19 protein-coding genes are annotated in these 26916 nt (G+C 62.6%); 12 read left to right on the top strand and 7 right to left on the bottom strand.

Annotated elements, in window-relative coordinates; all coding sequences use genetic code 11:
- Positions 1–157: 157 nt before the first annotated feature.
- Both DBR47_RS11985 and DBR47_RS11980 read left to right on the top strand, forming a co-directional pair.
- A complete protein-coding gene (locus DBR47_RS11985; RefSeq protein ID WP_231512273.1) occupies positions 158–445 on the top strand; it encodes a helix-turn-helix transcriptional regulator in 288 nt (95 codons plus the stop codon).
- Complete coding sequence (locus DBR47_RS11980) at positions 429–1664, top strand: type II toxin-antitoxin system HipA family toxin (RefSeq protein WP_231512272.1); 1236 nt, start codon at positions 429–431, stop codon at positions 1662–1664. Before DBR47_RS11985 ends, DBR47_RS11980 begins: the two co-directional genes overlap by 17 nt.
- Before the next feature lie 85 nt (positions 1665–1749).
- Here DBR47_RS11980 and DBR47_RS11975 read toward each other — a convergent pair whose 3' ends face one another.
- Positions 1750–3084, bottom strand: a complete 1335-nt coding sequence (locus DBR47_RS11975; protein ID WP_124450276.1) for an integrase family protein — start codon at positions 3082–3084, stop codon at positions 1750–1752.
- An 899-nt stretch (positions 3085–3983) separates the two neighbouring features.
- Here DBR47_RS11975 and DBR47_RS11970 point away from each other — a divergent pair.
- From DBR47_RS11970 to DBR47_RS11960, 3 genes are all read left to right on the top strand, one after another.
- On the top strand, positions 3984–8774 hold the full coding sequence (locus DBR47_RS11970; RefSeq protein WP_197047026.1) for a response regulator: 4791 nt from the start codon (positions 3984–3986) through the stop codon (positions 8772–8774).
- A 206-nt stretch (positions 8775–8980) separates the two neighbouring features.
- Positions 8981–10051 carry an HD-GYP domain-containing protein gene (locus tag DBR47_RS11965; protein WP_197047025.1) on the top strand — a complete coding sequence of 357 codons (1071 nt, stop codon included), beginning with the start codon at positions 8981–8983 and terminating at the stop codon, positions 10049–10051.
- Between the two features lie 51 nt (positions 10052–10102).
- Positions 10103–10777, top strand: coding sequence for a glutathione S-transferase family protein (locus DBR47_RS11960; RefSeq protein WP_124450270.1), 675 nt, complete (start codon positions 10103–10105; stop codon positions 10775–10777).
- Positions 10778–10783: 6 nt separating this feature from the next.
- Here the strand turns inward: DBR47_RS11960 and DBR47_RS11955 are convergent, their stop codons facing one another.
- Positions 10784–11554 carry an SOS response-associated peptidase gene (locus DBR47_RS11955; protein ID WP_124450268.1) on the bottom strand — a complete coding sequence of 257 codons (771 nt, stop codon included), beginning with the start codon at positions 11552–11554 and terminating at the stop codon, positions 10784–10786.
- Between the two features lie 110 nt (positions 11555–11664).
- Between DBR47_RS11955 and DBR47_RS11950 the strand changes: the two genes are divergently transcribed.
- Positions 11665–12240 carry a GNAT family N-acetyltransferase gene (locus tag DBR47_RS11950; RefSeq protein ID WP_124450266.1) on the top strand — a complete coding sequence of 192 codons (576 nt, stop codon included), beginning with the start codon at positions 11665–11667 and terminating at the stop codon, positions 12238–12240.
- On the opposite strand, the gene DBR47_RS11945 is transcribed toward DBR47_RS11950, so the two are convergent.
- From DBR47_RS11945 to DBR47_RS11935, 3 genes are read right to left on the bottom strand one after another with little or no spacing between them, the layout of a single operon-like run.
- A complete protein-coding gene (locus tag DBR47_RS11945) occupies positions 12233–13450 on the bottom strand; it encodes an acetate/propionate family kinase (RefSeq protein ID WP_124450264.1) in 1218 nt (405 codons plus the stop codon). The genes DBR47_RS11950 and DBR47_RS11945 overlap by 8 nt on opposite strands.
- Positions 13447–14859 (bottom strand): bifunctional enoyl-CoA hydratase/phosphate acetyltransferase, encoded by a 1413-nt coding sequence (locus DBR47_RS11940; RefSeq protein WP_124450262.1) that lies wholly within the window; start codon positions 14857–14859, stop codon positions 13447–13449. Before DBR47_RS11940 ends, DBR47_RS11945 begins: the two co-directional genes overlap by 4 nt.
- Before the next feature lie 25 nt (positions 14860–14884).
- Positions 14885–15523 carry a YqiA/YcfP family alpha/beta fold hydrolase gene (locus DBR47_RS11935; protein WP_124450260.1) on the bottom strand — a complete coding sequence of 213 codons (639 nt, stop codon included), beginning with the start codon at positions 15521–15523 and terminating at the stop codon, positions 14885–14887.
- Between the two features lie 205 nt (positions 15524–15728).
- On the opposite strand from DBR47_RS11935, the gene DBR47_RS11930 reads away from it, so the two are divergent.
- From DBR47_RS11930 to DBR47_RS11920, 3 genes are all read left to right on the top strand, one after another.
- The gene (locus DBR47_RS11930; protein ID WP_197047024.1) at positions 15729–18527 is read left to right on the top strand and encodes a zinc-dependent metalloprotease; all 2799 of its coding nucleotides are present in this window, start codon (positions 15729–15731) and stop codon (positions 18525–18527) included.
- Positions 18528–18882: 355 nt separating this feature from the next.
- The gene (locus tag DBR47_RS11925) at positions 18883–19887 is read left to right on the top strand and encodes a transporter (RefSeq protein WP_124450257.1); all 1005 of its coding nucleotides are present in this window, start codon (positions 18883–18885) and stop codon (positions 19885–19887) included.
- Positions 19888–19960: 73 nt separating this feature from the next.
- On the top strand, positions 19961–20206 hold the full coding sequence (locus tag DBR47_RS11920) for a YdcH family protein (RefSeq protein ID WP_124450255.1): 246 nt from the start codon (positions 19961–19963) through the stop codon (positions 20204–20206).
- Between the two features lie 52 nt (positions 20207–20258).
- Here the strand turns inward: DBR47_RS11920 and DBR47_RS11915 are convergent, their stop codons facing one another.
- Positions 20259–20510 carry a hypothetical protein gene (locus DBR47_RS11915; RefSeq protein ID WP_124450253.1) on the bottom strand — a complete coding sequence of 84 codons (252 nt, stop codon included), beginning with the start codon at positions 20508–20510 and terminating at the stop codon, positions 20259–20261.
- 44 nt (positions 20511–20554) lie between these two features.
- Complete coding sequence (locus DBR47_RS11910; protein ID WP_124450251.1) at positions 20555–21061, bottom strand: ATP-binding protein; 507 nt, start codon at positions 21059–21061, stop codon at positions 20555–20557.
- 279 nt (positions 21062–21340) lie between these two features.
- Here DBR47_RS11910 and DBR47_RS11905 point away from each other — a divergent pair, with 279 nt between their 5' ends.
- The 3 genes from DBR47_RS11905 to DBR47_RS11895 all read left to right on the top strand — a co-directional run bounded on the left by DBR47_RS11905 (position 21341) and on the right by DBR47_RS11895 (position 26901).
- On the top strand, positions 21341–21661 hold the full coding sequence (locus DBR47_RS11905; protein ID WP_124450249.1) for a cupin domain-containing protein: 321 nt from the start codon (positions 21341–21343) through the stop codon (positions 21659–21661).
- 11 nt (positions 21662–21672) lie between these two features.
- The gene (locus DBR47_RS11900; protein ID WP_197047023.1) at positions 21673–24387 is read left to right on the top strand and encodes a LuxR C-terminal-related transcriptional regulator; all 2715 of its coding nucleotides are present in this window, start codon (positions 21673–21675) and stop codon (positions 24385–24387) included.
- Between the two features lie 240 nt (positions 24388–24627).
- Positions 24628–26901 carry a TonB-dependent receptor gene (locus DBR47_RS11895; RefSeq protein WP_124450248.1) on the top strand — a complete coding sequence of 758 codons (2274 nt, stop codon included), beginning with the start codon at positions 24628–24630 and terminating at the stop codon, positions 26899–26901.
- The last annotated feature ends 15 nt before the right edge of the window (positions 26902–26916 follow it).

The following is a 26916-nucleotide window of genomic DNA, read 5'->3' as shown; positions in this document are numbered from 1 at the left end:
ACGAACGACTGCGTTGGCGCGTAGATCTGTGTAGTGGGAGATTGCCCGTTGCCCTCTGAGCATTCCCTGGTTGCGGAGCTGCCGCAGTTGCCGTTTTTGGATTGAAATTTGTCTTTTATAAAAGACAAATTTAGAAAAATGTCATAGGATGTCTTTTATGAAAGACGTAATTCGATTGCCGAGTGACTTGGGGCGCGCCATCATGCTGGAGCGAAAAGCTCGCAAGATGAAGGCAACCGACATTGCCCTGCGCGCGGGTCGAGCGCGCGATGTGCTCTATCGGCTGGAGCAAGGCGAGGATGTCACCGTCAGTTCGCTAATGGCCATTCTGGGGGCCATGGGACTGAGCATTCGTCTTGAGCGAGCGGGCATGCCCACGCTCGAGGAAGTTCAGCGGCGATTTGGTTCAGTCGATGAGGACGACGATGATGCAGCCCCTCCCTGAAAAAATTAAGCAATTGGAGGTCGAGATTGCCGGTGCCGTGCGCGGTCAACTTCTCAAGCATTCGATCTACGAGTTCCGCTATCTCGACAGCGCCTTGGAAGGACAGCCGGCCCTTGGGCTGTTGATGCCACCCAGCACACCGACTTACCGGGACGGTGACCTGTTTGCCGTGATGGATCAGCATCTGCCGGAGGGAGATTTGTTCATGCGCCTGCGTGCGCTGTTTCCCAAGCAGCCGCTGACGCCTATGCATTTGTTGGCGCTGGTGGGATCCAACGGCATTGGTCGACTTGGCTACCGATTGCCAGATAGACAACCAGCGGCTCAGGCAACGGTGATGGACCGCAAGGCTTTGCTGAATACAACTTACACCCCTGAGGTGTTTGATGAGCTTGTGCGGGCCTACCTCAGCACGGGAGCCGGTATTGCCGGAATGCAGCCCAAGATCATGGTGCCGGATCGACCGACGATTCCAATCCCTACGCTGATTGTCAAGACGGCATCGAACTCTTACCCTGGCTTGGCTGCTAACGAGTTTTTGTGCCTGACAGCGGCTTCGAAGGCGGGCATCCTGACGCCGGGATTCGACTTGTCGTATGACGGGCAGATGCTGGTACTGGATCGCTTTGATGTTGAGCCCGACGGCTCGCGCCTAGGCTTTGAGGACGTGGCAGCTTTAATGGGTCTGCGCGTCCGTGACGTTCTATCTGATCGGAAGTACCGGGGTAGCTATGAAACGGTCGCAGAACTACTCAAGTACCTTCAACTGAGCAGCGACAACCTTCGGCGCTTCTTCGAGCAAGTCGCGTTCACGGTGATGGTGCGCAATGGTGATGGGCATCTGAAGAACTTTGGCTTGCTCTACCGCTCTTCAGGTGAGGCTTGGCTGGCGCCCATGTTCGATGTGGTCACCACTTCAATCTATCGCTATCAACAGTACATGGGTGGACCGGATCTGGAAGATCGCACGCTTGCCCTCAAGCTCTTTGCGGGACGGGGGCAAACCAAGGCCTATCCGACCACGCAGGATTTGCAGAAGTTTGGAAGAGATGTCTGCGGGGTCACTCGCCCTGAGCAGGTGCTTCAGCGAATCGCTGAGGCGATGTCGCAAACGCTGCACGAGGCGGAGTCTGACGAACGTATACCGAAGGCTGTGTTAGCCGAAATGCGAAGTGCTTGGGAGGGCGGGTTGGCGTATGGCAGTCAGTCAAGGGTTTAGCTCTTCCACAAGGTGACCAATTTGGTTCTTCGGGTCTCCTTCTAGCTTTGGCCAAGGCAGCGCAAGGCTCCAGATGCTGCTTGCGCTATCGAAGGGACCAGCGCGCAGAGCGCCGCTCGGCCAAGGGCGAAGTGCGTCGTTGCCTTGCGGTGTTGGCGGCGCGGGCTGGGCGGGTCAGCTCGCGTGCCAGCAGTTCGAGTGCCTCGCGTTTTTCTGGCATGTAGTCGTGCCCGTCGTAGTGCCGAGCCTGGATCCCGGTTAGCCCGTGTGATTGAACATGTCCGCGAATCTCGCGACTGACGCGATTCGCTGCAAGCAGCGTCTCAACGCCAGAACGTACACGCTTGAGTTGGAACCGTGCGATCTCGTTGCCGACAACCTGCATCGCCCAACCTGACAGGGTCGTGCCGGAGATGGGCTTGACGCCCTCCGTCGTTGAAAAAGCGTGTTCACCAACGCGTTCGAGCGCATTCATGTCACGCGCCGCCAATTTGGTGAGTGGGACGGTATGCCTGCGCGGGCCTTGGCCTGGGCGTCCCTTGATGTCGAAAAGGGTGAAGGAGTTGTCGTGAACATCGGCCCAGCGCAGGCGTGCTAGTTGTTCAATGCGTTGTCCGCCGGTCAGCAGGTGGAGTCGTAGGCAATGGCCTGATAGGCCAGGTAGCGACTCGATCAAGCGCCAGTAGATGCGGAGCTCTTCGGTGGTCAGAGGTCTCTTGTCTGCGGAATCGAAGCGAGCGTCGCGCCGCGTGTGGGCAACCGGATTACTCAGGACCTCATAGGCTTTGAAGGCGGCTGGAATTGATGCTGTCACCCGCACGTCCAAAGCGCATTGATAGGCAGCACGTAGGTAGGTGCGCACCTTGTTGGAGGTGCGGCCCTTTTCCATTTCGACGAGCCGGCGCAAGATATCGACCACTTGGTCTTGGGTTAGCTCGTTCGCGGGTGCTCGCGCAAGTTCCGGCCACGGCGTGACAACATGGAGATTAAATATGCCCTTCGCCTCGCGAGCGCTGATGCGGCCTTTGCTCTGCTGCAGCTTCACGTAGTCGTCCAGAAGTGCGCTCAGGGAATGACGCTCACGTTCGCGCACTGCCTCGGCGGCTTTTGTCTCCGCGAGTTCCCGTTCCATGATGACGCGTGCCTTGGCCTCACGCTCCGCGATTTGAGCGCCGCGTAGGCCGCCGTCTTCTCGATTCTGTGCATGCCTGATCGCCAGCTCTCGGCAACGCTCGCGTGCCGCCGCGACACTGAAGCCTCGTGCTGAGGGTTCGAGCTTCTTCGGAGGAGAAGTCGAGTCGTAGACACCGATGGCCTCGCGGAAGGTGCGCCCACCATGCGAGTAGCGCCAGTAGAACTGCACCGCCTTGTTCGAAAGCATTCGCGCCTGCAGCGATCCGCCTCCCGGCAACTGTTCCAAGGTGACGTAGGTTCCGGGCGGTGCGTACTTGAGAAGTGGGGGGATTTCTGCTGATCTAGCTTGCCTCATGGCATGTACCTCGATGCTCAACGGAGGGGGCGAAAATGCTTTCGATTCCCTCTGGTGCCAGTGTGGACACTTTTGTTCCAAATCGAGCTGGTGCCAGTCTGGTGCCAGTCTTGGGCGGAATGCTATGAGATTTCGTGGAATGCCTCAAGACCTAAGTCTTTGATTTATATGGACCTCGCTGTCCCGCAAAGTTGCAGAAAATCCCGAAAAAAAGTCTCATAATCCTTTGGTCGCAGGTTCAAGTCCTGCACGGCCTACCAAATTTCCCAATCCAATCGGTGGCACACAGCAATGTGATGACTCGTTTGACGTAGGAACTACTTGCTCCCAATTGAACGTGGACAAGCTTTTGGCGGGATTGCCGTGATATGGCTGTCCTCGTTTTGAGAACACTTTCTTGTGAATCTTTGTGCTCACTGGGTCCTGGGCCAAGGTCTCAAGTGGACTGAGCCCAATTCCTTGATCGTCGCCAAGGGCGCTGTCTTCCAGCGATCAGACTAGGGCCGGCCACGCGCCGAGGCTTAGTCATCCAAGCTGCTAGTGCTTTTGTTTCTGCGTGGCCAGAGGCAGCGCATGGCAAGGGTCGTACAGCATTTTGGCGCTCGCCTCGACCCATAACTTCAGGCCTACAGTGGGCAGATGCAGGCGAGGTTTGGGCGTGTTCCTTGAGGCGGGCGAATTGCAAGCTACGGAGGGTAGGACACAAGTATCGTGAAGAGTGCTGTGGTTTTGCCCCATAAAACCTCCAAGGCAAGGACTGGGCTTGCCACAATGGCCTTGCGACTCATGATTTCTCGAATGGCTTGACGAGCATGAAAAAAGGACGTGCGATGGCAGTTTGGCGCGGGCATTTCCTTCTACTCCTCGGTGGCTGGCTGCTTTGTGGCGCCTTTTCGTATGCCGAGGTCACCACGCCAAGGTTCAAAGACGTGTTCAAGGTGGGAGGGCAGCCTACCATCAGTTCCATCCAGGACCGGGACGGTTTTATCTGGATGGGTTCTCTGTCCAATGGTGCCGTTAGGTTTGACGGGCAGAGTGTTCGCATGTTTCGCGAGGGGCCGGGCGGGCTGAGTAGCAATTACGTGGCCCAGGTGTTCGAGGATTCCCAGGGGCTGATCTGGCTTGGCACGGATGCTGGGCTCAATTTGTATGACAAACGCAGCGGCAAGTTTCAGGTCTTTTTGCATGACCCGGCCCGCCCGGACAGTTTGGTCAACAACCAGTTTTCCTTTGGAGGGCCGCAGATTGTTGAAGACAAGAATGGTGATGTCTGGTTCGGCACTGCAGGCGGCTTGAGCCGCTTTAACCGGGCCACTCAGCGCTTCACCAACTACCGGCACGATGCCGAGGATTCTGGGAGTTTGGCTGGCCCAGCGGTTTGGGGTTTGGCGGTAGATGCCGATGGGCGCAGCCTTTGGCTTGCCTACAAGGACAAGGGCTTGGATAAGCTAGACATCGCCAGCGGCCGTGTTCAGCATTTTGTGCACGACAGGCGAGATCCGAATTCCCTGCCGGTGGACGATATTTTGGCCATCACAAGCACCGGCCCCGATGTTTTGTGGTTGAGCTCGGAGTCCAACGGTCTGGTTCGTTTCGACCTTCGCACTCAGCGATTCAAACACTTCCCGATTCAAGAAAAGGTGGCCGGCGGCATTCCAAAGCTCAAGGTCTACTACTGGAAAGCTTTGAAGGACGGCCGCTTGGTGGCCCTGCAGTCGACCGAGAGCGCGGGGCTGGTGATCTTCGATCCGAAGACAGAGCAAGTAGATATCTTGCCCCCACGTCCGGGGCTGCCCTATGCCTTGGGTGATGGGGCGGTGTCCATTGCGCAAGAGGACAGGGATGGCAGGCTCTGGCTGTCCAGCAGCGGCGGGGTGGTGAAGGTGAGTGACCCGCGTGCGCTCGCGCTGGAGCTCTTCAAACATGACCCGAACGACCGTCACAGCATGGTCAGCGATACGGTGATTCCGATTTTTGAAGACAGCCTAGGGCAGCTATGGGTGGGGAGCTTCGGCAGCGGTTTGGACTTGTTGGATCGATCAAGCGGCAAGTTTCAGCATTTTGTGCATTCATCCGCTGACCCCAACAGCTTGCCGCACGACTACCCCTGTGGTTTTTTTGAGGATAGCGCCGGCAACTTTTATGTATCGACCTTCAGTGGTTTGACCCTGTTTGACAAGAAAAGACATCGGGTCATCCAACACCTGACAAGCAACACCAGCTTTTACGCCCTTAGACAAGATCCTCAAGACCCTGAGCTTTTGTGGGGGAGTGGTTGGACCCAGGGTTTTTGCAGCTTCAACAAGAAGACGCTCGCCCTTGCTTGCCACCGGCACGACGACAAAGATCCGGATTCTTTGGCCAATGACACGAGCTTGCGTTTCATCATCGACCGGGATGACCCACAGTTGTTCTGGATCCCAACCTGGGGCGGTGGCTTGGACCGTTTTGACAAACGAACAGGCAAGTTCAAGCACTATCGCTCGGATCGCGGCAACTCCGACACCATCAGCTCCAACACGGTGCACGATGTTCTGGAGGACAGCCAAGGTCGCTTCTGGGTGGCAACGGGCAATGGTTTCAATCTGTTTGACAAGCACACAGGCAAGTTCAAGCGCTTGATGCGGGCCGACGGCTTCCCTGCAACGGTGGTCCACAACGTGCAAGAGGACCGGCTGGGTTTTCTGTGGCTTGCAAGCGATGAAGGGCTGATCCGTTTCGACCCGAATCGGCAGACCGTGATCAAGGTGTATACGAGCGAAGACGGTTTGCACAGCAACGAGCTGTTCAACAGCAGCGCAGCGCAGACACGGGACGGCAAGCTTTGGTACGGTGGTTTCAAGGGATTGAATGTGCTGGATCCTAGTCATCTGCCCAGCAACAGCTCGCCGCTAAAGGTCTTGCTGACCGGCTTGCGGCAAGAAGGCAAGGAGCTTGAGCAGGGCGTGGCCCTGGAGCATTTGCAAAGCCTGCATTTGCCTTTCGACAAAAGCAGTTTTGAGTTCGAATTTGCGGCGCCGAACTCGACCAATGCCAATCAGAACCGCTATGCCTATCGGCTCCTGGGTTTCGAGGATCAGTGGCAAGAGCTGGGGAATCTGCGTCAGGGCCGCTATAGCCAGCTGCCTGCGGGCGACTACGAGCTGCAGATCAAGGCCGCCAACAACGATGGCCTGTGGAATGAGTCTGCGCTGAAACTCAAGGTCACGGTCAGCACGCCTTTTTGGCAAACCTGGCCCTTCAGAGGCCTGATCTTGATGCTTGCCTTTGCCCTCGCCTATGCCTTTTTGCGTTGGCGGGTGGCGGCGGTGCGGGCGGCCAATTTGCGTCTGGAAGGTTTGGTCAAAGAACGCACCGCTCAGCTGGAAGTGGAGAAGCAGCGTGCCGATGCGGCCGCCGAGGCCAAGGGCATGTTCTTGGCCAATATGAGCCATGAGATTCGCACGCCAATGAACGCCATCATCGGCATGTCCCATCTGGCCAGCCGCACTGCATTGAGCCCGGCGCAGCGCGACTACATCCGCAAGATCCAACTCTCCAGCCAGCATTTGCTGGGAATCTTGAACGACATCTTGGACTTCTCCAAGGCCGAGTCCGGCAAGCTGGAGGTCGAACACATCCCCTTCGAGCTCGACAGCGTGATGCAGAACCTGGGCACGGTGCTGGCCGACAAGGCGGGTGAGAAAGGTCTGGAGTTTTATTGCCGTATCGCGCCGGACGTGCCTCAGCATCTGGTGGGCGACGCCCTGCGCTTGGGCCAGATCCTCATCAACTACACCAATAACGCGATCAAGTTCACCCAGTCGGGCAAGGTGGCCGTGAGCGTCAGCCGCGAACTGGGCGCAGCAGTAGAGCCTAAAAAGGTAATGCTGCGCTTCGAGGTTTCGGACACCGGTGTTGGCCTTAGCCCCGAGCAGCAGGCGCGCCTGTTCCAGAGTTTCGCGCAAGCGGATAGCTCCACCACCCGCCAGTTCGGCGGCACCGGCTTGGGCCTGGCTATCAGCAAGAGCCTGGCCGAGTTGATGGGCGGTCAGGTGGGCGTGCGCAGCAGCTTGGGTCAGGGATCGGTGTTCTGGTTCACCGCCTTGCTGGGGTTGGGCCAAGACCAGGTCTTGCGGGCGCCAAAAAGCAGCCTGTTGCGAGGCAAAGCGGTGCTGGTGGTGGATGATCACGCAGAGGCTTGCGAGATCATGCGCGAGATGCTGGAGGCCATGGGCATGACGGTCCGCTGTGCCAACTCAGGCCAGCAAGCGGTGGAGATGGTCAAGCAAGCCGCCGAGCAGGCACCGTTCGCTCTGGTGTTCATGGACTGGCAGATGCCGCAGATGAGCGGGCTGGACGCCGTGCAGGCCATACGCGATCTGCGCCTGCCGAACTGCCCTCAGTTCGTGATGGTGACGGCCTTCGGCCGCGAGGATTTGATGCGTAGCGCCGAGAGCGCCGGCCTGCCACATATTCTGCTCAAGCCGGTCAATGGCTCCCTATTGCACGATGCCATGCAGCGCGCGCTGCAGCCCGCGCATGCCGGGCCGAGTGTGGACGACAAGCCTGGCCTGCCGGTGAGCCAAGCGCTGGCATCCTTGCAGCCCTTGCGTGGCACCCGCATCTTGCTGGCTGAAGACAACGAGATGAATCAGCAAGTGGCGCAGGAACTGCTGGCGGATGCCGGTTTGGTGGTCGACATCGCCAACAACGGCGCTGAGGCCTTGCAGCGCCTGTCCCAGCAAAGCTATGCCCTGGTCCTGATGGATATGCAGATGCCGGTGATGGATGGCTTGACCGCCTCGCGTCAAATCCGCGCCCAAGCGCAGTTCGCCCAGCTCCCCATCATTGCGATGACGGCCAATGCCATGCAGGTGGATCGGGACCGCTGTGCCGAGGCCGGCATGAATGACTTCGTCAGCAAGCCTTTTGATCCCGACGAGTTGTTCCGGGTGCTGGCGCGTTGGGCGCCCCAAGTCCCTGGGCCAACAGAGCCCGTGCCGGCCGTCTTGCCCAACGCAGCCGGGGCGGACACCTTGCCGGCTGCCATCGAAGGCCTGAATCTGGCGCTGGGCCTGCAGCGCATGGGGGGAAAACCGGCGCTCTATCTGCGTCAGCTGCGTCAGTTCCAGCGCAGCCAGGCAGGTGTGGTGGATGACTTGCTCAGCGCTCGTCAAGCGGGTGACGCGGGCCTTGCCGAAAGGCTGGCCCACACGCTCAAAGGCCTGGCCGGCAATCTGGCGGCAGGCGATTTGCAGGAGGCGGCCGGTGAGCTGGAAGCGGCCTTGTCGGCGGGGCAGCCAGATGCCCTGGTGCTGCCGCTGGTGCAGAACACTCAGGCCCAGCTGGGTAAGCTTTTGCAGGCACTGGCGCAGAGCTTGCCGGAGCCTGCCGCCCAGGGAGCTGAAAAAGCCGTCGCGGAAACCATGAGCCGCCCAGAACTGCAGGCCCTGTTGACCGAGGTTCTGCAGCTTTTGGCGGCGGGAGATTCGGATGCCCTGGACTTGATGGAACGGGTCGAGCCCAACTTGCTGGCCCTGGATGGCCCAGGCTTCAAGTCCGCCATGGATGCAGCCCAGGCCTATGAGTTCGACCGCGCTGCCGAAATCGTTCGCAGCCTGCAGGCGCAGCTGATTTAATGTGACGCTTGTTTCGTGAGTTATGTAAATTCTCTATCGCGCATTTGAAAGTATTACCCAAGCCTTCAAGAAGAACTGGCGCGCGGTCTTGTCCTGGTGTAGAAGGGCCTGCTGACGCTGGCATTTTTGGTGCGGAGTCAGCTGATTTGCTTTTTCAGGCACCCTGCGGTGCAGCCTGGAGCGCGAAGATGTGCGGAAACCTATCGATGAACGAGCCGGATGTGGGCGCCACAGGCAATAGCCCTGCATCGGCAGGTGCACGCAGCGAGGGCCACGGTGTTTGGCGCGGCGGTCAAGGTGAGTCTGGCCCCGCGGCGGCCGCCCAAAACGGCGTCAGCCTGCGCGAAGAGTTGGGGCAAGCCTGCCTGATCCGCGACCAAGCCCTGGCCGCCGCGCGCCAAGTGCTGGACGGCTTCAGGCAAGGGCATGTGACCGAACTCCCGCTTGTTCGCAGCGTGATCGACACCATGCTGGGCTCGGTGCGGCGCCAACCTGCGGCCCTTGTCAATCTGGCGCGCATCAAGGTTGCGGGGGACTGCGCCTACGCCCATGCGGTTTCGGTCGGCGTGTTGATGCTGGCCCTGGCTTGTCAGCTGGGCCTGGATGATGAAACTTGCCGCGACTACGGCCTGGCGGGCATGCTGCAAGACCTGGGCATGAGCCAGATGCCGCAGGCGCTGCTCCAGCAGCCCGGCGTGCTTAGCCCGGCGCAATTTCAGCACTTGCGCGCCCATGCGACCCTGGGCCACCAGATGCTGCTGCGCTCAGGCATGGGCGAGGGACCTTGGCTGGACGCCGCTTTGCAGCATCACGAGCGCTGTGACGGTGGCGGCTATCCCCAGGGCCTGCAGGCCGAACAGATTGCCCCGGTGGCGCGCATGGGTGCCATCTGTGACGTCTACGACGCGCTCACCTCCGAACGTTCCCATCGCCCCGCCTGGACCCCTGTGCAAGCCCTGGCCGCCATGGCCGCTGCCCGTGGGCAGTTCGACCGCAGCATCTTGGCCGCCTTCATCAAGTTGGTGGGCGTTTACCCGGTCGGCACTTTGGTGCGGCTGGCTTCTCAGCGTCTGGCCTTGGTGATTGAGTCTCGGCCCGAGGCACCTCGCCAGCCTTTGCTGCAACCCTTCTTTTCCCTGCGCACAGGCAGCCGCTTGCAGGCGCAGGCTTTGGATACCTTGCTGGAACCCGAGGCCGATCGCATCCTGCATGTTGAAAGCCCCAAGACCTGGGGCTTCTCCGATCTCGACGATATGTGGCTGGCCCGGGCGGCTTGAGCCTTCAACCCATCTGCCCATCATCAGCCTGCTCGCCTGCACAATGGGGTCATGAACGCAAACCAACTGCCAGCGGGGGCGCAAGAAGGCCGCCTCAAAATCCTGGGCAAGGCCTCCTCCATCAATGTGCGCAAAGTCTTATGGCTGTGCGCCGAGCTGGGTCTGGACTATCAACACGAGGCCTGGGGTTCGGGCGAGCGGGACACCCAGGTGCCGGAGTTCATCGCGCTGAACCCGAATGCCATGGTGCCGGTGCTGCTGGACGGAGACTTTGTGCTGTGGGAGTCCAATAGCATCTGTCGCTATCTGGCCGCTCGCCAAGGCCGCAGCGATCTGCTGCCCACCGAGCCCCAGGCGCGCGCCCGGGTGGAGCAGTGGATGGACTGGCAGGCCGGTGAGCTGAACAATTCCTGGCGTTACGCCTTCATGAGCCTGGTGCGCAAGAGCCCGGCGCACACCGACCCGCAGGCCCTGGCTGCCGGCATCCAAAACTGGAATCGTCATATGCAGATGCTGGAGCAGCAACTGGCTCGCAGCACCGGCGCCTTCGTCACGGGCGATCAGTTCAACTTGGCCGATATCGTCTTGGGCCTCTCCACCCACCGCTGGTTGATGGCTCCCATCGACGCGGCTCTGCGGCCGCAGCTGCCCCGGGTGCAGGCCTACTACGAAGAGCTGAGCAAGCGGCCGGGCTTTATGGCCCATGGCCGCAACGGCCTGCCCTGAAACACCTCAAAACAAACTGTCCTGCCTCGGGCCGGGCTTCTCGTCCTTGCTCGGGCCACCCTGGCGCAGCCGCGCCAGCAAGGCGTCGGTCTCGGCGGCAATGCTTGGGTCGAAGCATTCCACCGGCGGCAGCTTGACCACCCGTTCAAATGCCTCGTCCAGCGGCGCGTTCAGCCACAGATCCCACAGCTCCGGCTCCACCGGGATGGTGCTGCGCTTGTCTTGCGCCGAGGGTGGCAGCTTGGGGTCGGGTTTGTGCAGGCGATTCAGCAGGGGGTGCTCGTCGCAGTTCATGGTCAGCATGGAGTAGCTGGGGACGATCTCACCCGTTTGTGGGTCCTGCCATTCAGACCAAAGGCCCGCCAGGGCCCAGGGCGCGCCGTCGGCGCGCTTGAGCGTCCACCAAATATTGCGGCCGGTTTCCCAGTTAGGCTCTTGAAAGCTCTGGGCCGGGATCAGGCAGCGCTGGCCGCGCGCCCAGGCCGCCCGGTAGGTGGAGCGCTGGGCCACGCCTTCGATGCGGGCATTGTTGGTGAGGATGCTGCGCGATTCTGGCCGTCGGCTGGCGGCACCCGGGGCGATCATGCCCCACTGGCCGGTCAAGGCCTCGCGTTCAAAATGCGTCTGGCTGCTTTGGCCTGCGCGTATGAAGACGCCCGTGCCAAATGGCCCCACCGGTGCCGTGGGGTAGGCCGAGGCCAGCAGGCTCGGCTTGATACTGGCGCGGAAGTAACGCTCTACCTCCTCTTTGGGTGAGGCGTTGTATAGATTGCACATGGGCGGTTTTTAGGCTCGGCTGCGGCTACGCTTCATTCTGCGCCTTCGCCCAAGTCTTTGCCCGATTGTTGCCTGCCAGGCCTGCCGTGTAGACCCGATCAAGGAATCCCATGCCGACCACTGCCCTCCCTCCCAATGCCGCTGTATCCCTGGCTGCACCCACTGCGGCCGATGCGCAGGAGTTGCTGGCCTTTGAGTTGGCCAACCGGGACTTCTTTGAGTCCATGATCAATGCGCGCCCCGCCAGCTACTACTCCCTGGAGGGTGTCAGTGCCGCCATTGCCCAGGCCGAGCACGAGGCGCGTGAGGACCAGGGCTATCAATTCCTTTTGCGCGACGGTGAGAACCGCCTGGCCGGCCGCATCAACCTCAGCCATGTGCGGCGCGCGAACTTCCATGCCGCTTCGCTGGGCTATCGCATCGGCCTGGATTTTCAGGGCCGTGGCCTGGCCAAGGCGGCGATGCGCCTGGTCTTGGTGGAGGCATTCACCCGCCTGGGCCTGGAGCGCTTGGACGCGACGGCCCGGCCCGAGAACATCGGCTCCCTGCGCGTGCTGCTCTCCGGCGGCTTCCGTCAGTTCGGTCATTCGCGCCGCAGCTTTGAGCTCAAGGGCGAGTGGTTTGATCTCTTGCACTTTGAGCGTCACGCGGTTGATTGGCGCATCGCACAAGGCAAGCTCAGCTGAGTTGAAGCAGGGCGGCCGCCTGTGCCGCCGCCACGCTGCCCTCGTCGGTGGGCACGACCCAAACCTCCACACTGCTGCCCGCCGCGTGAATCGGGCAGATGGCGTCGCCCACGGCGGCGGCATTGGCCCGCTCGTTCAACTGCACGCCCAGAAAGCCTAAGCCTTCACAAAGATCGGCCCGCAAGGCCGCGTCGTGCTCGCCGATGCCGCCGGTGAAGGCCAGCACATCCAGCCCACCCAGCACCGCGATCAGGCTACCGGCCTCGCGCCGCAGGCGGTAAGAAAACAGTCGAATCGCCTCTTGCGCGCGGGGCTCGGCGCTGGCGCGCAGGCGGCGCATATCGGCCGTCAGGCCCGACACGCCCTTGAGCCCCGAGCGGCGATACAGCAAATCCTCCAGCCGCGCCGCATCCCAGCCCTGGTAGAGCAAGTGCAGCAGCAGGCCGGGGTCTACCGCGCCGCTGCGTGTGCCCATCATCAAGCCGTCCAGGGCCGAGAAGCCCATGCTGGTGGCGATGCTGCGGCCGTCTCGGGTGGCGCAAAGGCTGGCGCCATTGCCCAGATGGGCCAACAGAGCGCGGGCGCCGCTGCGGCGCGCGCGGGCCGAGTGCTGATGCAGGCGCTGGTTCAGATAGTCGTAGGACAGGCCGTGAAAGCCGTAGCGCCGCACGCCTTGCAAGGCCGGCTCCTCGCTGGCGGGCGGCAGGGCATAACGCTGCTCCTCGATGGGTAGCTGAGCGTGGAAGGCGGTGTCGAAACAGGCGATCTGAGGCAGATCGGGCCAGGCTTGGGCGAAGCGTTCTAGGCCGGCCAGATTGTGGGGCTGGTGCAGCGGGGCCAGGGGTTCGAAGCGGCGCAGCTGGGCCAGGACCTGGGCGTCGACACGCACCGGCCCGGCATAGACGCCGCCGCCATGGACGACGCGGTGGGCCACGGCGCGCAGATTCGCGGTGTCGGCCAGCAGCTGCTGCAAGGCCTGCAGGGCGGCGTCGAAAGGTGTTTGGCCTTGACTCAGAGCCAGGGCCTGATCGTCCTGGCCGCTGCGCTTGAGGCGCGGCCTGCCGCCTGGCTCCAGGCCTTCGAAGCTGCCGCTCATATGGGGGCGTTGGGCTGCGACCCGGTACAAGCCGAACTTGAGCGAGGAGGAGCCGGCGTTGACGGCCAGGATCTGCTCTTGGCCCAGTTGCTGACCTTGCTCCAGCGTCTTCATACCAGGGGCGCGGCTTCTCTTTGCGCCATGTCCAGGGCGACCACGGCGGCCAGCGCGGCCGAGGCCATGCGGCTGGCGGGGCCGTCGGCGCGGCTGGTTAGCGCGATCGGCACCCTGGCGCCCAGCACCACGCCGCAGCTGGAGGCGCCGGCCATGTATTCCAGGAGCTTGGCCAGCATATTGCCGCTCTCCAGATCGGGCACGATCAGCACATCGGCGTCGCCCGCCACCGGCGAAGCTATGCCTTTGATGCGGGCCGCCTCCAGCGAAATCGCGTTGTCAAACGCCAGCGGGCCGTCCAGCAGGCCGCCCTTGATCTGGCCACGCTCGGCCATCTTGCACAGGGCGGCGGCGTCCAGGGTGGAGGCGATTTTTTCGGTCACCGTTTCCACGGCAGAGAGCAGGGCGATCTTGGGGCAAGCCACGCCCAGGGCCTGGGCTAACTGGATGACGTTGCGCACGATATCGGCCTTGTCCTCCAGGCCCGGCGCGATATTGATGGCCGCATCGCTCAGCAGCAAGGGCTTGGCGTAGCTGGGGATGTCGAAGCGGAACACATGCGAAACCCGCCGCCCGGTGCGCAGGGCCGGCTCTTGCAGCACGGCGCGCATCAGCTCGTCGGTATGCAAGCTGCCCTTCATCAGCATGCGGGCCTCGCCCGCCACGGCCAGGGCCACGGCGCGGGCGGCCGCCGCATGGCTGTGCGGCACGGCCTCGATGCGGCAGGCGCTCAGGTCCAGGCCGTGCTGCTTTTCGAGCGCGCGCAGCTTGGCTTCGGGGCCGACCAGAATCGGCGCGATCAGGCCGCGCCGGGCGGCCTCGAGCGCGCCCTCCAGCGACTCGATATCGCAGGGGTGGACGACGGCGCAGGGCAGGGGGGCGCCCAGCTTGAGGCTGCTGACCCAGGCCTCCAGGCGGGCGCGGGGGTCGAAGAGATGCATCTCGGGCAACTCGGGCCGGGGCCGGCTGATCTTGTGCTTGGGCGCCAGCACGGTGGCCAGGCCGCTGATCACGCTCTCGCCTTTTTGATTGAGGGCCTGGCAGTCCAGCTTGACGACGCCCGAGCCTGCCTGCTTCTCGGTCACCGTCAGCACGATGCTCAGCGTGTCACCGATATGCACCGGCCGGTGGAAGGCCAGCGTTTGCTCCAGATAAATGGTGCCGGGGCCTGGGAACTCATTGCCCAGCACCGAGCTGATCAGGGCACCGCCCCACATGCCGTGGGCAATCACGCCATGAAATCGGGTGCCCTCGGCGTACTCGGCATCCAGATGCGCGGGGTTGAGGTCGCCCGAGACGGCGGCAAAAGCCTGGATATCGGCCTGGCTGAGGCTGCGCACTAGGCGGGCCGTCTGGCCCACCGAGAGTTCGTCAAAGGTGATGTTCTGCATCATCAGGGGCTTCCTCATCTTGGGCTTTGCTTGCGCTTCAGTATCAGAGCCGCAGAAAACCGCAGAGCTGAGGCAGGTAGTCGTCGAAGTCGGACAAGCCATGGTCCGAGCCTTCCAGCAGGTGGATGGGCCCGTCTTGGTAGCGGGCCTGCATCTCGCGCCAGTCCAGCACCTCGTCGCCCTTGGCGATCACGGCCAGCAGGCGCTCCGGCGCCCGCAATTCGGCGGGCTTGAGGGCGCGCAGCTCGTCCACATATTCGGCGCGAAAGAAGAAATGCTCCTCCGGGTTCTGCCAGCAGCTTTGCTCGCCGATATAGCCGGCCAGGCTGCGGGCCGGGTCCACGGCCGGGTTCAGCAAGACCACCCGGCTCTGCGCCCAGGCCGGTCGCTGGCTCAGCACGGTGGCGTAGAAGCCGCCCAAGGAGGCGCCCATCAAGACCCGACCCTCGTCCTCGGGCCAGTCCCGCGTCAGTTCTTCGACCAGGCGAATCGCTTCGCTCGGGGAGGGCGGCAGCTGGGGGCAGAGGAAATGCAGATCGGGGCGGTTTTCGCCCACCCAGCGGGCCATGCGCTGGGCCTTGGCCGAACTGGGCGAGGAACGAAAACCGTGCAGATAAAGCAGGTGGCTGGCGCGGCCAGCCGTGGTTTCAGCGGGGTTCAGGTTTGGGCGATCAGCATTCATGGCGCCCAGTGTAGACAAGCCCTGTGACGCCTTGCCCGGCTTGCGGCCCGAGTTGATGCGACAGAGTGCAGAAAGCGGTGGGCGAACAACGTATTTATGCATTGACGCTGCCCGAGCGAAAGCGGACAGTTGCGGGCTTTGCAGCCAGGCTCGCCGCTTTTCAGGCAGGGCTCGGCCTTTCACAAACAGTCCAAGGATGGTCTGCATGATTGCTTTTTCCTCTGATGCCAAGTCGGCCGGCGCTCGCCGCCTGCTGAGCCTGTCCGCTGTCGCGGCGGCCGTGACCCTGCTGAGCGCCTGTGCCGCCACGGGTACGGCGCCCGGCGCCACGGCTTCTTCTTCTCCTGCTGCGGCCCCCGCCGCTGCGCCGGCAGCCAGCCCCGCCGCGGCAAACGCGGCTGCCAAGCCTGGCGCGCCCGCCGCCTCGGCCGCCGCCGCCCCGCGCCCGCCCGCCGACCCGACGGCGCCCAAGCCTTTTGCCGACATCATCAAGGAAGCCAAGAGCCAGGACGGCCTCTTCCCCATCTGGCGCAAGGACGAAAAAGTCTGGCTGGAAATCCCCAAGGACAAGATCGGCAAGCCTTTCATGTTCACCGTCAACGTCGCTAACGGCGTGGGTGAGCGTGGCCTCTACGCCAGCCAGATGGGCATGGAGCAGATGGTCGAGTGGCGCCGCATCGGCAACCAGATCCAGCTGGTGGCCCTGAACACGGCCTTCCGCGCCGAGGGTGGCTCCAAGCTGGCCGTCGAGCAAGCCTTCTCGCCCAGCTTGCTGGCCGCCGGCCCGGTGGCCAGCGCCGAGCACCCCGAGCGCAAGTCGGTGCTGATCGATGCCAGCATGTTCCTGAACGATCTGCCGGGTCTGTCCACCCGCTTGGAGATGGCTTACCGCATCCCCTTCGCGCCGGATCGCGCCAATTCCTACTTTGAAGCCAGCCGTGCCGACGCCAAGCTCAGCACCCTGACGGCCCGCATGCACTACGCCACCGCCCGCATCCCCGCGCCCCCGCTGGTGGCCCCGCCGGTGCCCGTGCCCACGCCGCCGCAGGCAACACCTGACCCCCGCAGCATGTTCGTGAGCTTTGTCTACAGCTTCGCGGCCCTGCCCGAGCAAGCCATGAGCCCGCGCCTGACCGACCCGCGTCTGGGCCACTTCATGGAGACCTTCACCGATCTGGGCAAGGACGCCAAGCCCAACCCGCGCGTGCACTATGTGAAGCGCTGGCGCCTGGAAAAGGCCGACCCGGCCGCTGCCCTGTCGGAGCCGGTGCAGCCCATCACCTACTGGATGGACAAGAATATTCCGCCCAAGTACCGCCCGGCGGTCGAGGCCGGCATTCTGGAATGGAACAAGGCCTTCGAGAAGATCGGTTTCAAGAACGCCGTCGTCGCCAAGCAGCAGCCCGACGATGCCAATTGGGACAATATGGACGCCGGCCACGCCTCGGTGCGCTGGTTCGTCGGTGCCGATGTGGGCTTCGCCATTGGCCCTAGCCATGCCGACCCCCGCAGCGGTGAAATCCTCGATGCCGATATCGGCATGAGCGACATCTTTGTGCGCGGCGGCCGTGCCTTCATCAGCGAGGACGTGGGCCCCGGCATGAGCGCCGGCCTGAACCAGACCCCGCTGAGCCTGGCGGCCAAGGTGAGCGGCCACGCCGGTCACGGCCATGGCGCCGATGCCTATTGCAATTACGCCCAAGAAGCCGCCACCGAGATGGACTTCGCCCTGGACGTGCTGGAAGCTCGCGGCGAGATCGCGCCCGACAGCCCCGAGGCCGATGCCTTCATCTTTGCGCGCATCAAGGATGTGATCATGCATGAGGTGGGCCACACCCTGGGCCTGAAGCACAACTTCAAGGCCTCGACCACCATCACCCAGGCGCAGCTGAAGGACAAGGCCTTTACCGAAGCCCGCGGCATCTCGGGCTCGGTGATGGACTACAACGCCTACAACATCGCCGCTCAGGGCGAGGCCCCCACCACGCTGAACAACACCCAGCTGGGCGCTTATGACTACTGGGCGATTGAGTACGCCTACAAGCCCATCTCGGTGGAAAACGAGGCGGCCGAGCTGGCCAAGATCGCCGCGCGCAGCACCGAGCCGGCCCTGGCCTATGCCGACGATGCGGACGCCGGTGGTTTCGGCCCCTACGACGGCATGGACCCCCTGGCCAATCGCTTCGACCTGGGCGACGACCCGCTGGCCTATTACAAAAAGCGCCTGAAGCTGTCCAAGGAATTGTGGGCCCGCGTGCAGGACCGCAAGCCCGAGGCCGGTGAGGACCCGCTGCGCCAGCGCCGCTCCATCGTGAGCGGCTTCAACCAGCTCTTCCGCTCGGCCGAGCTGGTGGGCAAATACGTCGGCGGCATGCATGCCTTGCGCGATCTGCCCGGCCAGACCGGCCGCGCCAGCTTCAAGCCGGTGGAGCCCGCCAAGCAACGTGAAGCCCTGCAGTTCCTGGCCTCTGGCCTGTTCAGCGTGGACAGCTTCAAGTTCCGCCCCGAGTTCCTGTCCAGCCTGACCATCGACTACAACGAGTGGGACCGTGGTGGCCCGCTGAACGTGCCGGCCGCCGTGGCCCGCGTGCAGCTGGTGGCGCTGGACCGCTTGCTGAGCGGCAACACCGCGATGCGTCTGCTGGACCTGCCCTCCTATGTGCCTGAGAACCAGCGCAAGGGTCTGATCTCGCTCTCCGAGGTCTATGCCACGCTGAACGCCTCGATCTGGAGCGAACTCAAGAGCGGCAGCGAGATCGACCGCCTGCGCCGCAATCTGCAGCGCGAGCATCTGAAGCGTCTGCAGTCCGTTCTGACCAAGGGCGGCGGCCCCGGCGTGCTGGCCGATGCCTACTCGCTGGCGCGCCTGCATGCGGTGCAGCTGCAGTCCGACCTGAAGAACGCCCTGGCCAAGGGCGGCCATTCGGTCGAGACGCGTGCCCACTTGGCCGAGAGCCTGGATACCTTGTCCACGGTGCTGCGTGCCAATATGCAGCGGATCTGATGCGCTGAGCGAATGCCTGGGCGGCCGAGTTTGGCCGCCTGGCTTCAAGCCAAGGCCGGTACGCAAGTGCCGGCCTTTTTTTCTTTTGTGTCGCACAAGTCTTTCTTGTGACGATCCTGCAAGTCTTTGACTTATTTGGCTGGAACAATCGCGGCTAGGAGTCTGCGCGGCAGAAGGCGTCGATAGCGAGAAGTGGCCCCAGCGAGACCAGTTTGTGCTGGATTTGCAGCCCCATAGCCAGGCTATGGGGCAAAAAGCCGGTGCGAAATGGGCCGCTGCGGCCACTTCGCAGCCGACGCCTCTTCTGCCGCGCAGACTCCTAGGACGATGATGACCTGAGCGGGGACTGTTGACGATGGCATTCAGCTTTGCGGCCGAGGACCGGGCCTTGATTTGCGGCTTCTTGTTTGCGCCCCAGGGCCAGGGCCGGGCCATAGAGTTGGGCGAGGCCTTGACCTGGCTGGCGCTCACGCCCGAGCAAACCCCGGGCGAGTTCATCTGGCTGCACTTCAATCTGACCGACACTGCTTCTGAAAAATGGATGCAGTCGCATCTGGAGCTGCCGCCCGAGTTCTTCGACGCCTTGCGTGAGGGCTCGCGCTCCACCCGCATCGAAGACGCCGCCGACAATCTGATCGCCGTCGTCAACGATGTGGCTTTCGAGTTTTCGTTTGATCCCTCCGAGATCGCCAGCCTCTGGGTCAATGTCAAGCCACGGGTGGCCGTCAGCGCCCGGGTTCACCCCCTGCGCTCCATCGACCGCCTGCGCCAGGCGGTGCGTGACGGTGCGAGCTTTGGCTCCTCGGTCGCCTTGCTCAACCATCTGATGCAGGACCAGGGCGATGTCTTGGTGCGTATCGTGCGTGATGCCACCTTGCAGGTCGATCGGGTCGAAGACGCCTTGCTGCAAGGCAATCTTCGCCAGAAGCGCGCCGATATGGGCCAGCTGCGCCGGGTGCTGGTGCGCCTGCAAAGGCTGTTGGCGCCCGAGCCAGGGGCCTTGTTCCGCCTGCTGCGCCAGCCGCCGCCCTGGGTCTCGCCGCACGATCTGGACGAGCTGCGTCAGAGCACCGAGGAATTCAGCCTGGTCATTCGCGACCTGGCCGCGCTGCAAGAGCGCATCAAGCTTTTGCAAGAAGAAATGGCCGCCCAGGTGGGCGAGCAAACCAATCGCAGCGTCTTCACCCTGACCGTGGTCACCGTGCTGGCTTTACCTATCAACATCATTGCCGGCATGTTGGGCATGAATGTGGGCGGCATCCCGCTTTCCGACCACCCACATGGCTTTGCCATCATCGCCCTCATCATCCTGACCTTCACCGTGGTGGCGGGCTGGCTGGCCTTCAGGAATCGGGAGTAGGGGATTGGCTTTGGGTGCCTGCGTGCAATACTTGCTGCGCGATCCCAAAGGTTTGAACAAAGGAAATTGAGACATGCACAACAGCAGCCTGCTCCCTCACGCACTCAGCATCGAGTTTCCTGAACTGGCCGAGCGCATTAAGCAGCTCAAGCAGGAAAACGCTCATTTCGCCAAACAGCTTGAAGCGCACGACGCGCTGGACAAGCAAATCAGCCAGGACGAACTCGGCGTCAAAGCGATTGAAGACCACACCCTGCATGCAATGAAGCAGCAGCGGGCGCGGCTGAAGGATGAGTTGTATCAGTTGGCCAAGGGCTGAACCAGGGGCTGGGCAGAAGGGCAGGTCTTGACCAGAGAACTGACCCTCCCCCCTATGGCTGACGGGCCGCACCCGCAAGGTAAGAGCGATGCGCTAGCACCAAGAAGATCGGGAAGGTCAGGGGCCACAGCGGGATGGCAAAACTCAGCACGACATAGATGACGGTACGGAACTTCCAGCTGGCTTGCTGTTCATGGGGCTCGGGTCGGAAGACCACGAGGACAGCGCGGAGCAAGAGCAAGACCACGATCAAGAAGGCAATCGTGGCGATCAGCGAGATGGGCGTGCTGGCGCTGAAGTTCATCGGTTCTCCTCTTATTGACTTGTCGAGTTGCCGGGCGACTTGCCTCAAGCCTCGCTGGAGATGATATCGATGCGGTGTTCCGCAATCTCGAACTCATCCGGTTCTTCCCAAACATCGCTGGCCATCTCAAAGAAGGGCTCCGGCACGAGCATGGAGAAGGTCGGGCCCTGCTCAATATTCCTGCGCATGACGCGCTCCCGCCGCACATCGCGTGAGGCTTGCAGCAAATAGACCTTCAGGTCGACACCGGCCTCTCGGGCGTGCAGGTAAAACGCCTCGCGGTCCTGTCGCTGTACCAGCCCCAGTTCAAGCACGGGCGCGATGCCGCAGGCCATCAACTCCTGCGCATGCCGCCAGATGTGATCGAGTAGGCGGGTCTTGCGCGCGATGTACCAGGGCATCAGGTCGGTGGCCGGCCGGTCCGGGCTGAAGAGCTTGGCAAACCACTCGTCCAGCGCGATATGGGGCGCCTTGATGCGAGCGGCGAGGGACTTGGCAAAGGTCGATTTGCCGGCACCGACTGGGCCTTCGACGAGGTGGAGGCTTGGCATTGGGTTGTGCTCCGAAGATTCTTGTGATTTGAGTGCAGTTGTTGGCATTGTTGCCTAGCTTCTTCAGGGGCCTTGGCCCAAGGCAAAGCCCGACAAGCTCCTAGCTAACCCTTATGAAACTACCCATTCAGGTAGCTCAAGGAAAAGCTGGCGTCCCCACCACCTCTTGGCAAGCTTGTGGCGGCGTGGCATGCATGCCTACAGTGTGTGGGCCTCTTGCCTTGCGCGCCGCATGGCCTGGCAAACCGTCTGGCCTTCTTGCCCCTTCGGAGCCTTTTGATGAATCTACGCCACCCCTCGCCACTGGCAGGCGCCTATGCCTTGGATGCTGCTGAGCCTATGGCAGTAGCGCCCGTGTCCACGCTGCAAGTCGGCCGATGCTGGTTCGGCCAAGGCACGCGCAGCCCACCCGAAGGGTTTCGGACCAGCGCTGCCCATGAAATCGCCTACGTGCTGCGCGGCCGGCTGCTGGTTCAGACCGAATCCGGCAGCTTCGAGGCGGTGGCGGGTGATACTTTGACGACCAGTCCGGCCGAACCTCACAGTTCGACGGCCTTGGAAGACAGCGAAGTGTTCTTTGTATTGCTAGACCCAAAGTAAAGTCTTCGTCCATGAGCGAGATGCCGAGCAGCAGCGCATGGATGTGGGTGGGCAAGCTTGCGCCGCCGCAGATTCAGTTGGATACGGTCAGGCGGGCGGCCTTGCTTGGGCGGCTGCAGGGCTATCGGCATATGTCTTTGGCCCTGGTGACTTCACCCCCGGGCTTTGGCAAGACCACCCTGCTGGCGCAGTGGCGTGAGGCGCTGCAAAGCTTGGCCCAGCCTATCCCGGTCGCATGGCTGTCATTGGACGAGGCGGACAGCGACCCCGGTCGCTTCTTGGCCTATGTGCTCCTGGCCCTGGAAGGCGCCGGTGTGGACCTGCAAGGCTTGTCGCAAAGAGCGCATGCCCAGGCCTTGGATGCCAACCCCGAGCGAACGCTGATGGCCCTGCTCCAGGCCCTGCAGCGGGCCGGTGTGCGCATCACTTTGATGCTGGACGACTACCACCGCGCCGAATGCCCCGCCATCGATGGCATCGTGCTGACCTTGTTGGAGCGGGCCAGTGCCTGGCTGCAACTGATCGTGGCCACGCGCACCCGGCCCCATTGGCCGCTTGCAACGCTGAAGGCGCGTGGGCTGGTTCATCAGGTCGATGCCAATGATTTGATTCTGTCCTTGTCCGAGGCCAGCCAGATCTTGGGCGAGGGCATGGACCGCACCGACTTGGCCATCGTCCATTCCCGCACCGAAGGCTGGGCCGTGGCCATTCAGCTGGCCCGGCTTTGGCTGTCGCGGGGCTCGGGCTCCTCACATGGGCTCAAGTCCTTCTCGGGGCGGGTTCAGGAAGTGGCCGAGTATTTGGCAGAGCAAATCGTCGAGAACCTGCCGGCCGACTGCCGCGAGTTCCTGCTGGAGACCTCGCTGCTGGAGCGCTTCAACGCCGAGCTGGCCGATGTGGCCCGCGGCCGCAAGGACAGCGCTGAATTGCTGGCCCGGCTGGCGCCTTACGAGGCCTTGCTGGTGCCGCTGGATGCGGGCCGCAGCTGGTTTCGCTACCACCTGATGTTGGCGGACTTTTTACGGCCCAGACTGGATGCCCGGCGGGCCGAGCAAATTCATCGCGCGGCCGCACCCTGGCTGGCCAAGCAAGCGGACTGGGTGCTAGCCGTGTCGCATGCTTTGCAAGCGCATGACACCGAGCTGGCCATCGCCTTGGTTCACGAGGCCGGGGGCTGGGAGCTGGTGCTTCGCAAGGGCATTCAGTACACCCAAGGCCTGCTGCAGCAGTTCGACGATCTCGCCCGGCGCTCAGAGCCGGAGCTGCTGTTGATGCAGGCGTATTTGCACGCCAAGCTCGGCGACGAGGCCTTGGCGATGGAGTTGCTGAGGCTTTCAGAAATCGTCATCCAGGCCCAAGACGCAGCACAGCTCAAGCGCGACCTCGTGGTGATCTCGGCCCTGGTGCATGTGTACTTTGATCAGCTCGACGACCTCGAGCGATGGCCCACTCAAAGTGCCGATGTCAACCAGCGCCTGCCCGACGACCCGCTAGGCCAGGCCACCTTGCTCTGCGTTGGCGCCGTGGCGGCTCTTGCTTGGGGTCGGATGGAGCAAGCCATGCTGGCGGCGCAAGCAGCCCGCACCCGCATGCGTTTGGTGGGCAGCACGCTGGGCGAAAACTACTGCCTGATTCATTGGGCCCAGGCCTTGAGTGCGACGGGGCAGATCCTGCTCTCAAGACAAAAAATTGACGAGGCGCTGGCGCTGGCCGATGCCAACTTCGGCACCGACAGCTCCTTGAAAGCCCTGGTGGGCTGCATCAAGGCCCAGCACCTTTATTGGCAAGGTCAGTGGACGGAGGTCTTGCCATGGCTGTCCGCCGGGCAGGAGACGCTGGAGCGGGTGGACGGCTGGCTCGACATCTTTGCGACCACGGCCGAAATCTCATGGCGAATCGCCCTGCGCCAAGAAGGTCTGCAGGCCGCGCTCTCCATGCTGGACCAGAGCGCGCAGCTGGCCAGAAGGCGCTCGCTGGCGCGGCTCTCTCGTTTGGTGCAGGCTTGGCGGGTCGATTTGCTGGCTCAATGCGGTTTGCTGACCCAAGCTCAGCAAGAAGCCAGCGCCGCCCAGCTAGAAACCCAGCTGCCGATGGCCTCACCCATCACCTCGGCCCAAGGCTTGGACTGGCGATTTCTGGAAGCGGGCACGCTGGCCCTGGCCAAATTGCAAATGGCGGCAGGTGCTGCGCAGCCGGCGCAAGTGCGTATTGAGCGAGCCCTGAGGGTGCTGGAGGCGTCCGGCCTGCAGTTGCCGGTTTGGCGCTTGAGGCTGCTGGGGCTTCTGGCCAAGCGGCGCGCGCAGGAGGGCGAGATTGCTTCGGCAGAAATTCAAGCCGCGCTGGCACCCCTGCTGCAATGGGGCTTGGGCGGCCTGTTGTTGGAGGCCGGCCCCGGTGTCTTGCCCCTCTTGCAGCAGCTTGAAGGCGGGCTGCCTCCCCTGGGGCAAGCCCTCATCACCCAGCTGCGTGGTTGGCAAGCCCACCCGCCCAAACGGCGCACCCATTTCAGCGCCAAGGAGGAGCAAGTGCTTGAGCTCCTCGTTGCGGGCCAAGCCAACAAGGCCATTGCCCGGGCCATGGATATCTCAGAGAACACGGTCAAGTTTCATCTGAAGCAGATCTTTCAAAAACTCAATGTAGACAGCCGCACGGCCGCCATCGCCGCCGCCTTGCAGCAAGGCTTTGCATCGCCTGCCGCCATGCTTGCGCGGCCCCGGCTGGATTGAGCTGATTGCCTTGAGCTGAGCGTGTCGACTGCCGGGAGGGCAGGCGCACGGCTGCCGCAGCTTTGAGCTGACCTAGATCTAGCCCCAATCAATCTACCCGGGTGGGTAGGCCTGGGCGAGCTGGGCCTGGGGCCTACCCGCCAGGCTTGTTGAGGCTTGCCATGGGCCTTTCTACATTCGCTTCGACACCTGTCCAAAGCCGTACGGAATCCAAACGGCCTTCAATCCAAGGAATCCAAAATGTCCAAGCAAATCTTTCCCGGTCAGCTCGCCTTGATCGCCACTGCGATTGCGCTGGCCCTACCAAGCATTGCCCGCGCTCAAGCGAGTCCCGAAGCAGGGGACGATAAAAAACCCGAGGTGCAAAAGCTTGAGACCGTCGTCATTCAGGCGCGTGGCCGTACCGAGACTTTGCAAAGCGTGCCCGTCTCGGTGAAGGCTTTTTCCGCCCAAGCCATCACGGACGCCGGCATCAAGAAGCCGGGCGATTTTGTCGCGCTGTCGCCCAATCTCTCGCTGGCCGAGAGCCAGTCCGTGGGCACCTCCTTCATGACGATTCGCGGGCTCTCACAGGTGCGCAACGGCGAGGCGCCGATGGCGGTGGTGGTCGACGGCGTGGCCCAGTCCGACGCCAAGCAATTCACCCAAGAGCTGTTCGACGTGCAGAGCATCGAAGTGCTGCGCGGCCCGCAAGGCGCGCTCTATGGCCGCAATGCCTCGGGCGGCGCGATTCTGATTCGCACCAAGCAGCCCACCAACGAAACCACAGGCTTTGTGCAGCTCAGCGCAGGCACAGGGGGCGAGAAGATCGCCCAGGGCGCCATCAGCGGGGCCATCGTCCCGGACAAGCTGATGTTCCGCCTCGCGGGCAACACCACCGATCGTGCGGGCTATTTCGAGGACCTGGCCACGCACAGCAAGGCCGATGCCTACAAGAACAAGACCTTGCGCGGCTTGCTGACCTGGAACGCCAGCGAAGACTTGAGCATTGATCTGCGCACCAGCTTCGTCCGCGACAACGCGGGGGGCGGCGCGTTTCAGTACCAGCCCACCCACCTCAATGCCGACTGCACGGCGGATCTGAACAATCTGTTTGACTTCTCGCGCCTGGATGCCAACCGCGTTTCGCGCACGTTTTGCAATAACAACCTGGGCATCAACACCCGTGATATGGACGAGATCACGCTCAAGGCGGACTACGCCCTGGGCTTCGCGACGCTGACCGGCATCGTCTCGCACAACAAGGTCAACGAGTACCTCTCGGTGGACCAGTTCCCCTATACCGCCTCGCGCAGCATCGCCCCAGGCTTGGACGGCACGCAAACCCAGTTCGTCGATGTGAGCAGCGATTCTTATGAGCTGCGCCTGACCTCGCCCAGCAAAAAAGGCCTGCGCTGGATGGCCGGCGTCTACGCGCTGAACACGGAGCGTTTTGTCTCGACCACCACCGGCACTGATCTCGGCCATGGCGTCGATTTCATCAGCTACGACCCCAAGCCGAACAGCAGCACGAACCCGACGGCCTCCTGGTTTGCCGATCGCAATCACAACCGGGCCTCGGCCGCTTTTGGCAATATCGACTATGACATCAGCCCCAAGCTTGAGCTGTCGCTGGCGGCTCGCTATGACAGAGACCAGCGCGAGCAGGTGGTGGACCATCGCCAGGCCGCCGGCAGCCTGCCCGCCGGCTGCAGCGCCAGCAATGTGGCGGCCTGCACCAAGCAGGCGACCTATAGCGCCATGCAGCCCAAGCTCAGCCTGCGCTACAAGTCTGACGAAGGCGCTTTGAGCTACTTCTCCATCGGCAAGGGCTTCCGCTCGGGCCAGTTCAATCAGAGCGGCGTTGGTGCCGCAGCGGCCGCCGCCACGCCGCCCGTCATGGGCGTGCAAGACCAGATTGGCGCCGAAATCACCACCTCCGCTGAAATTGGCTACAAGGCCTTGTTGGCTGAGGGCAAGGTTCAGTTGAACGCGGCTGCCTTCCGAACTCAGGTCGAGAACGCGCCTTACTTTGTCTTCATCGGCGCGGTTGGCGCCCAGGTGCTCGTGCCCTTGGACAAGCTCACGCTGACCGGTGGTGAGCTTGAACTCGTGGCCAAGCTCGCACCTGGCCTGGATGCCTACGCCGGCCTCGGCGTGACTCATAGCAGGATTGACAAATACGTTGTCAACCCGGCCCTGGTCGGCAAGCAAGCCCCTTATGTGCCCAGCATGGGTTGGAACCTCGGCGCGCAGTACCGCTTTGGCCTGCTGCCTGGCATCAATCTGAGCCTGCGGGCCGATGTGGTCAACAAGGGCAAGCAGTACTGGGACCCCGAGAACAGCACGGCGCGTGATGCCGTGACCTTGCTGAATCTGCGCTTTGCCCTTGAGGACGCAAAGAATAAATGGAGCACTGCGCTGAGCGTCAACAACGCCAGCGACAAGGCCTACAACGCCGAGTGGGTGGCGGGCGGCTTCGCCACCCCGGCCTTGCCACGCATCGTGCGCCTGGACCTTCGCTACAACTTCTGAAATTGCCAGGGAAAC

Origin of the sequence: Paucibacter sp. KBW04, from assembly GCF_003852425.1 — a bacterium.
In the GTDB taxonomy this organism is placed as follows: Bacteria; Pseudomonadota; Gammaproteobacteria; order Burkholderiales; family Burkholderiaceae_C; genus Paucibacter_A.
Note: the sequence above shows the minus strand (reverse complement) of the source record. Positions and strands in the feature narration are given on the sequence as shown.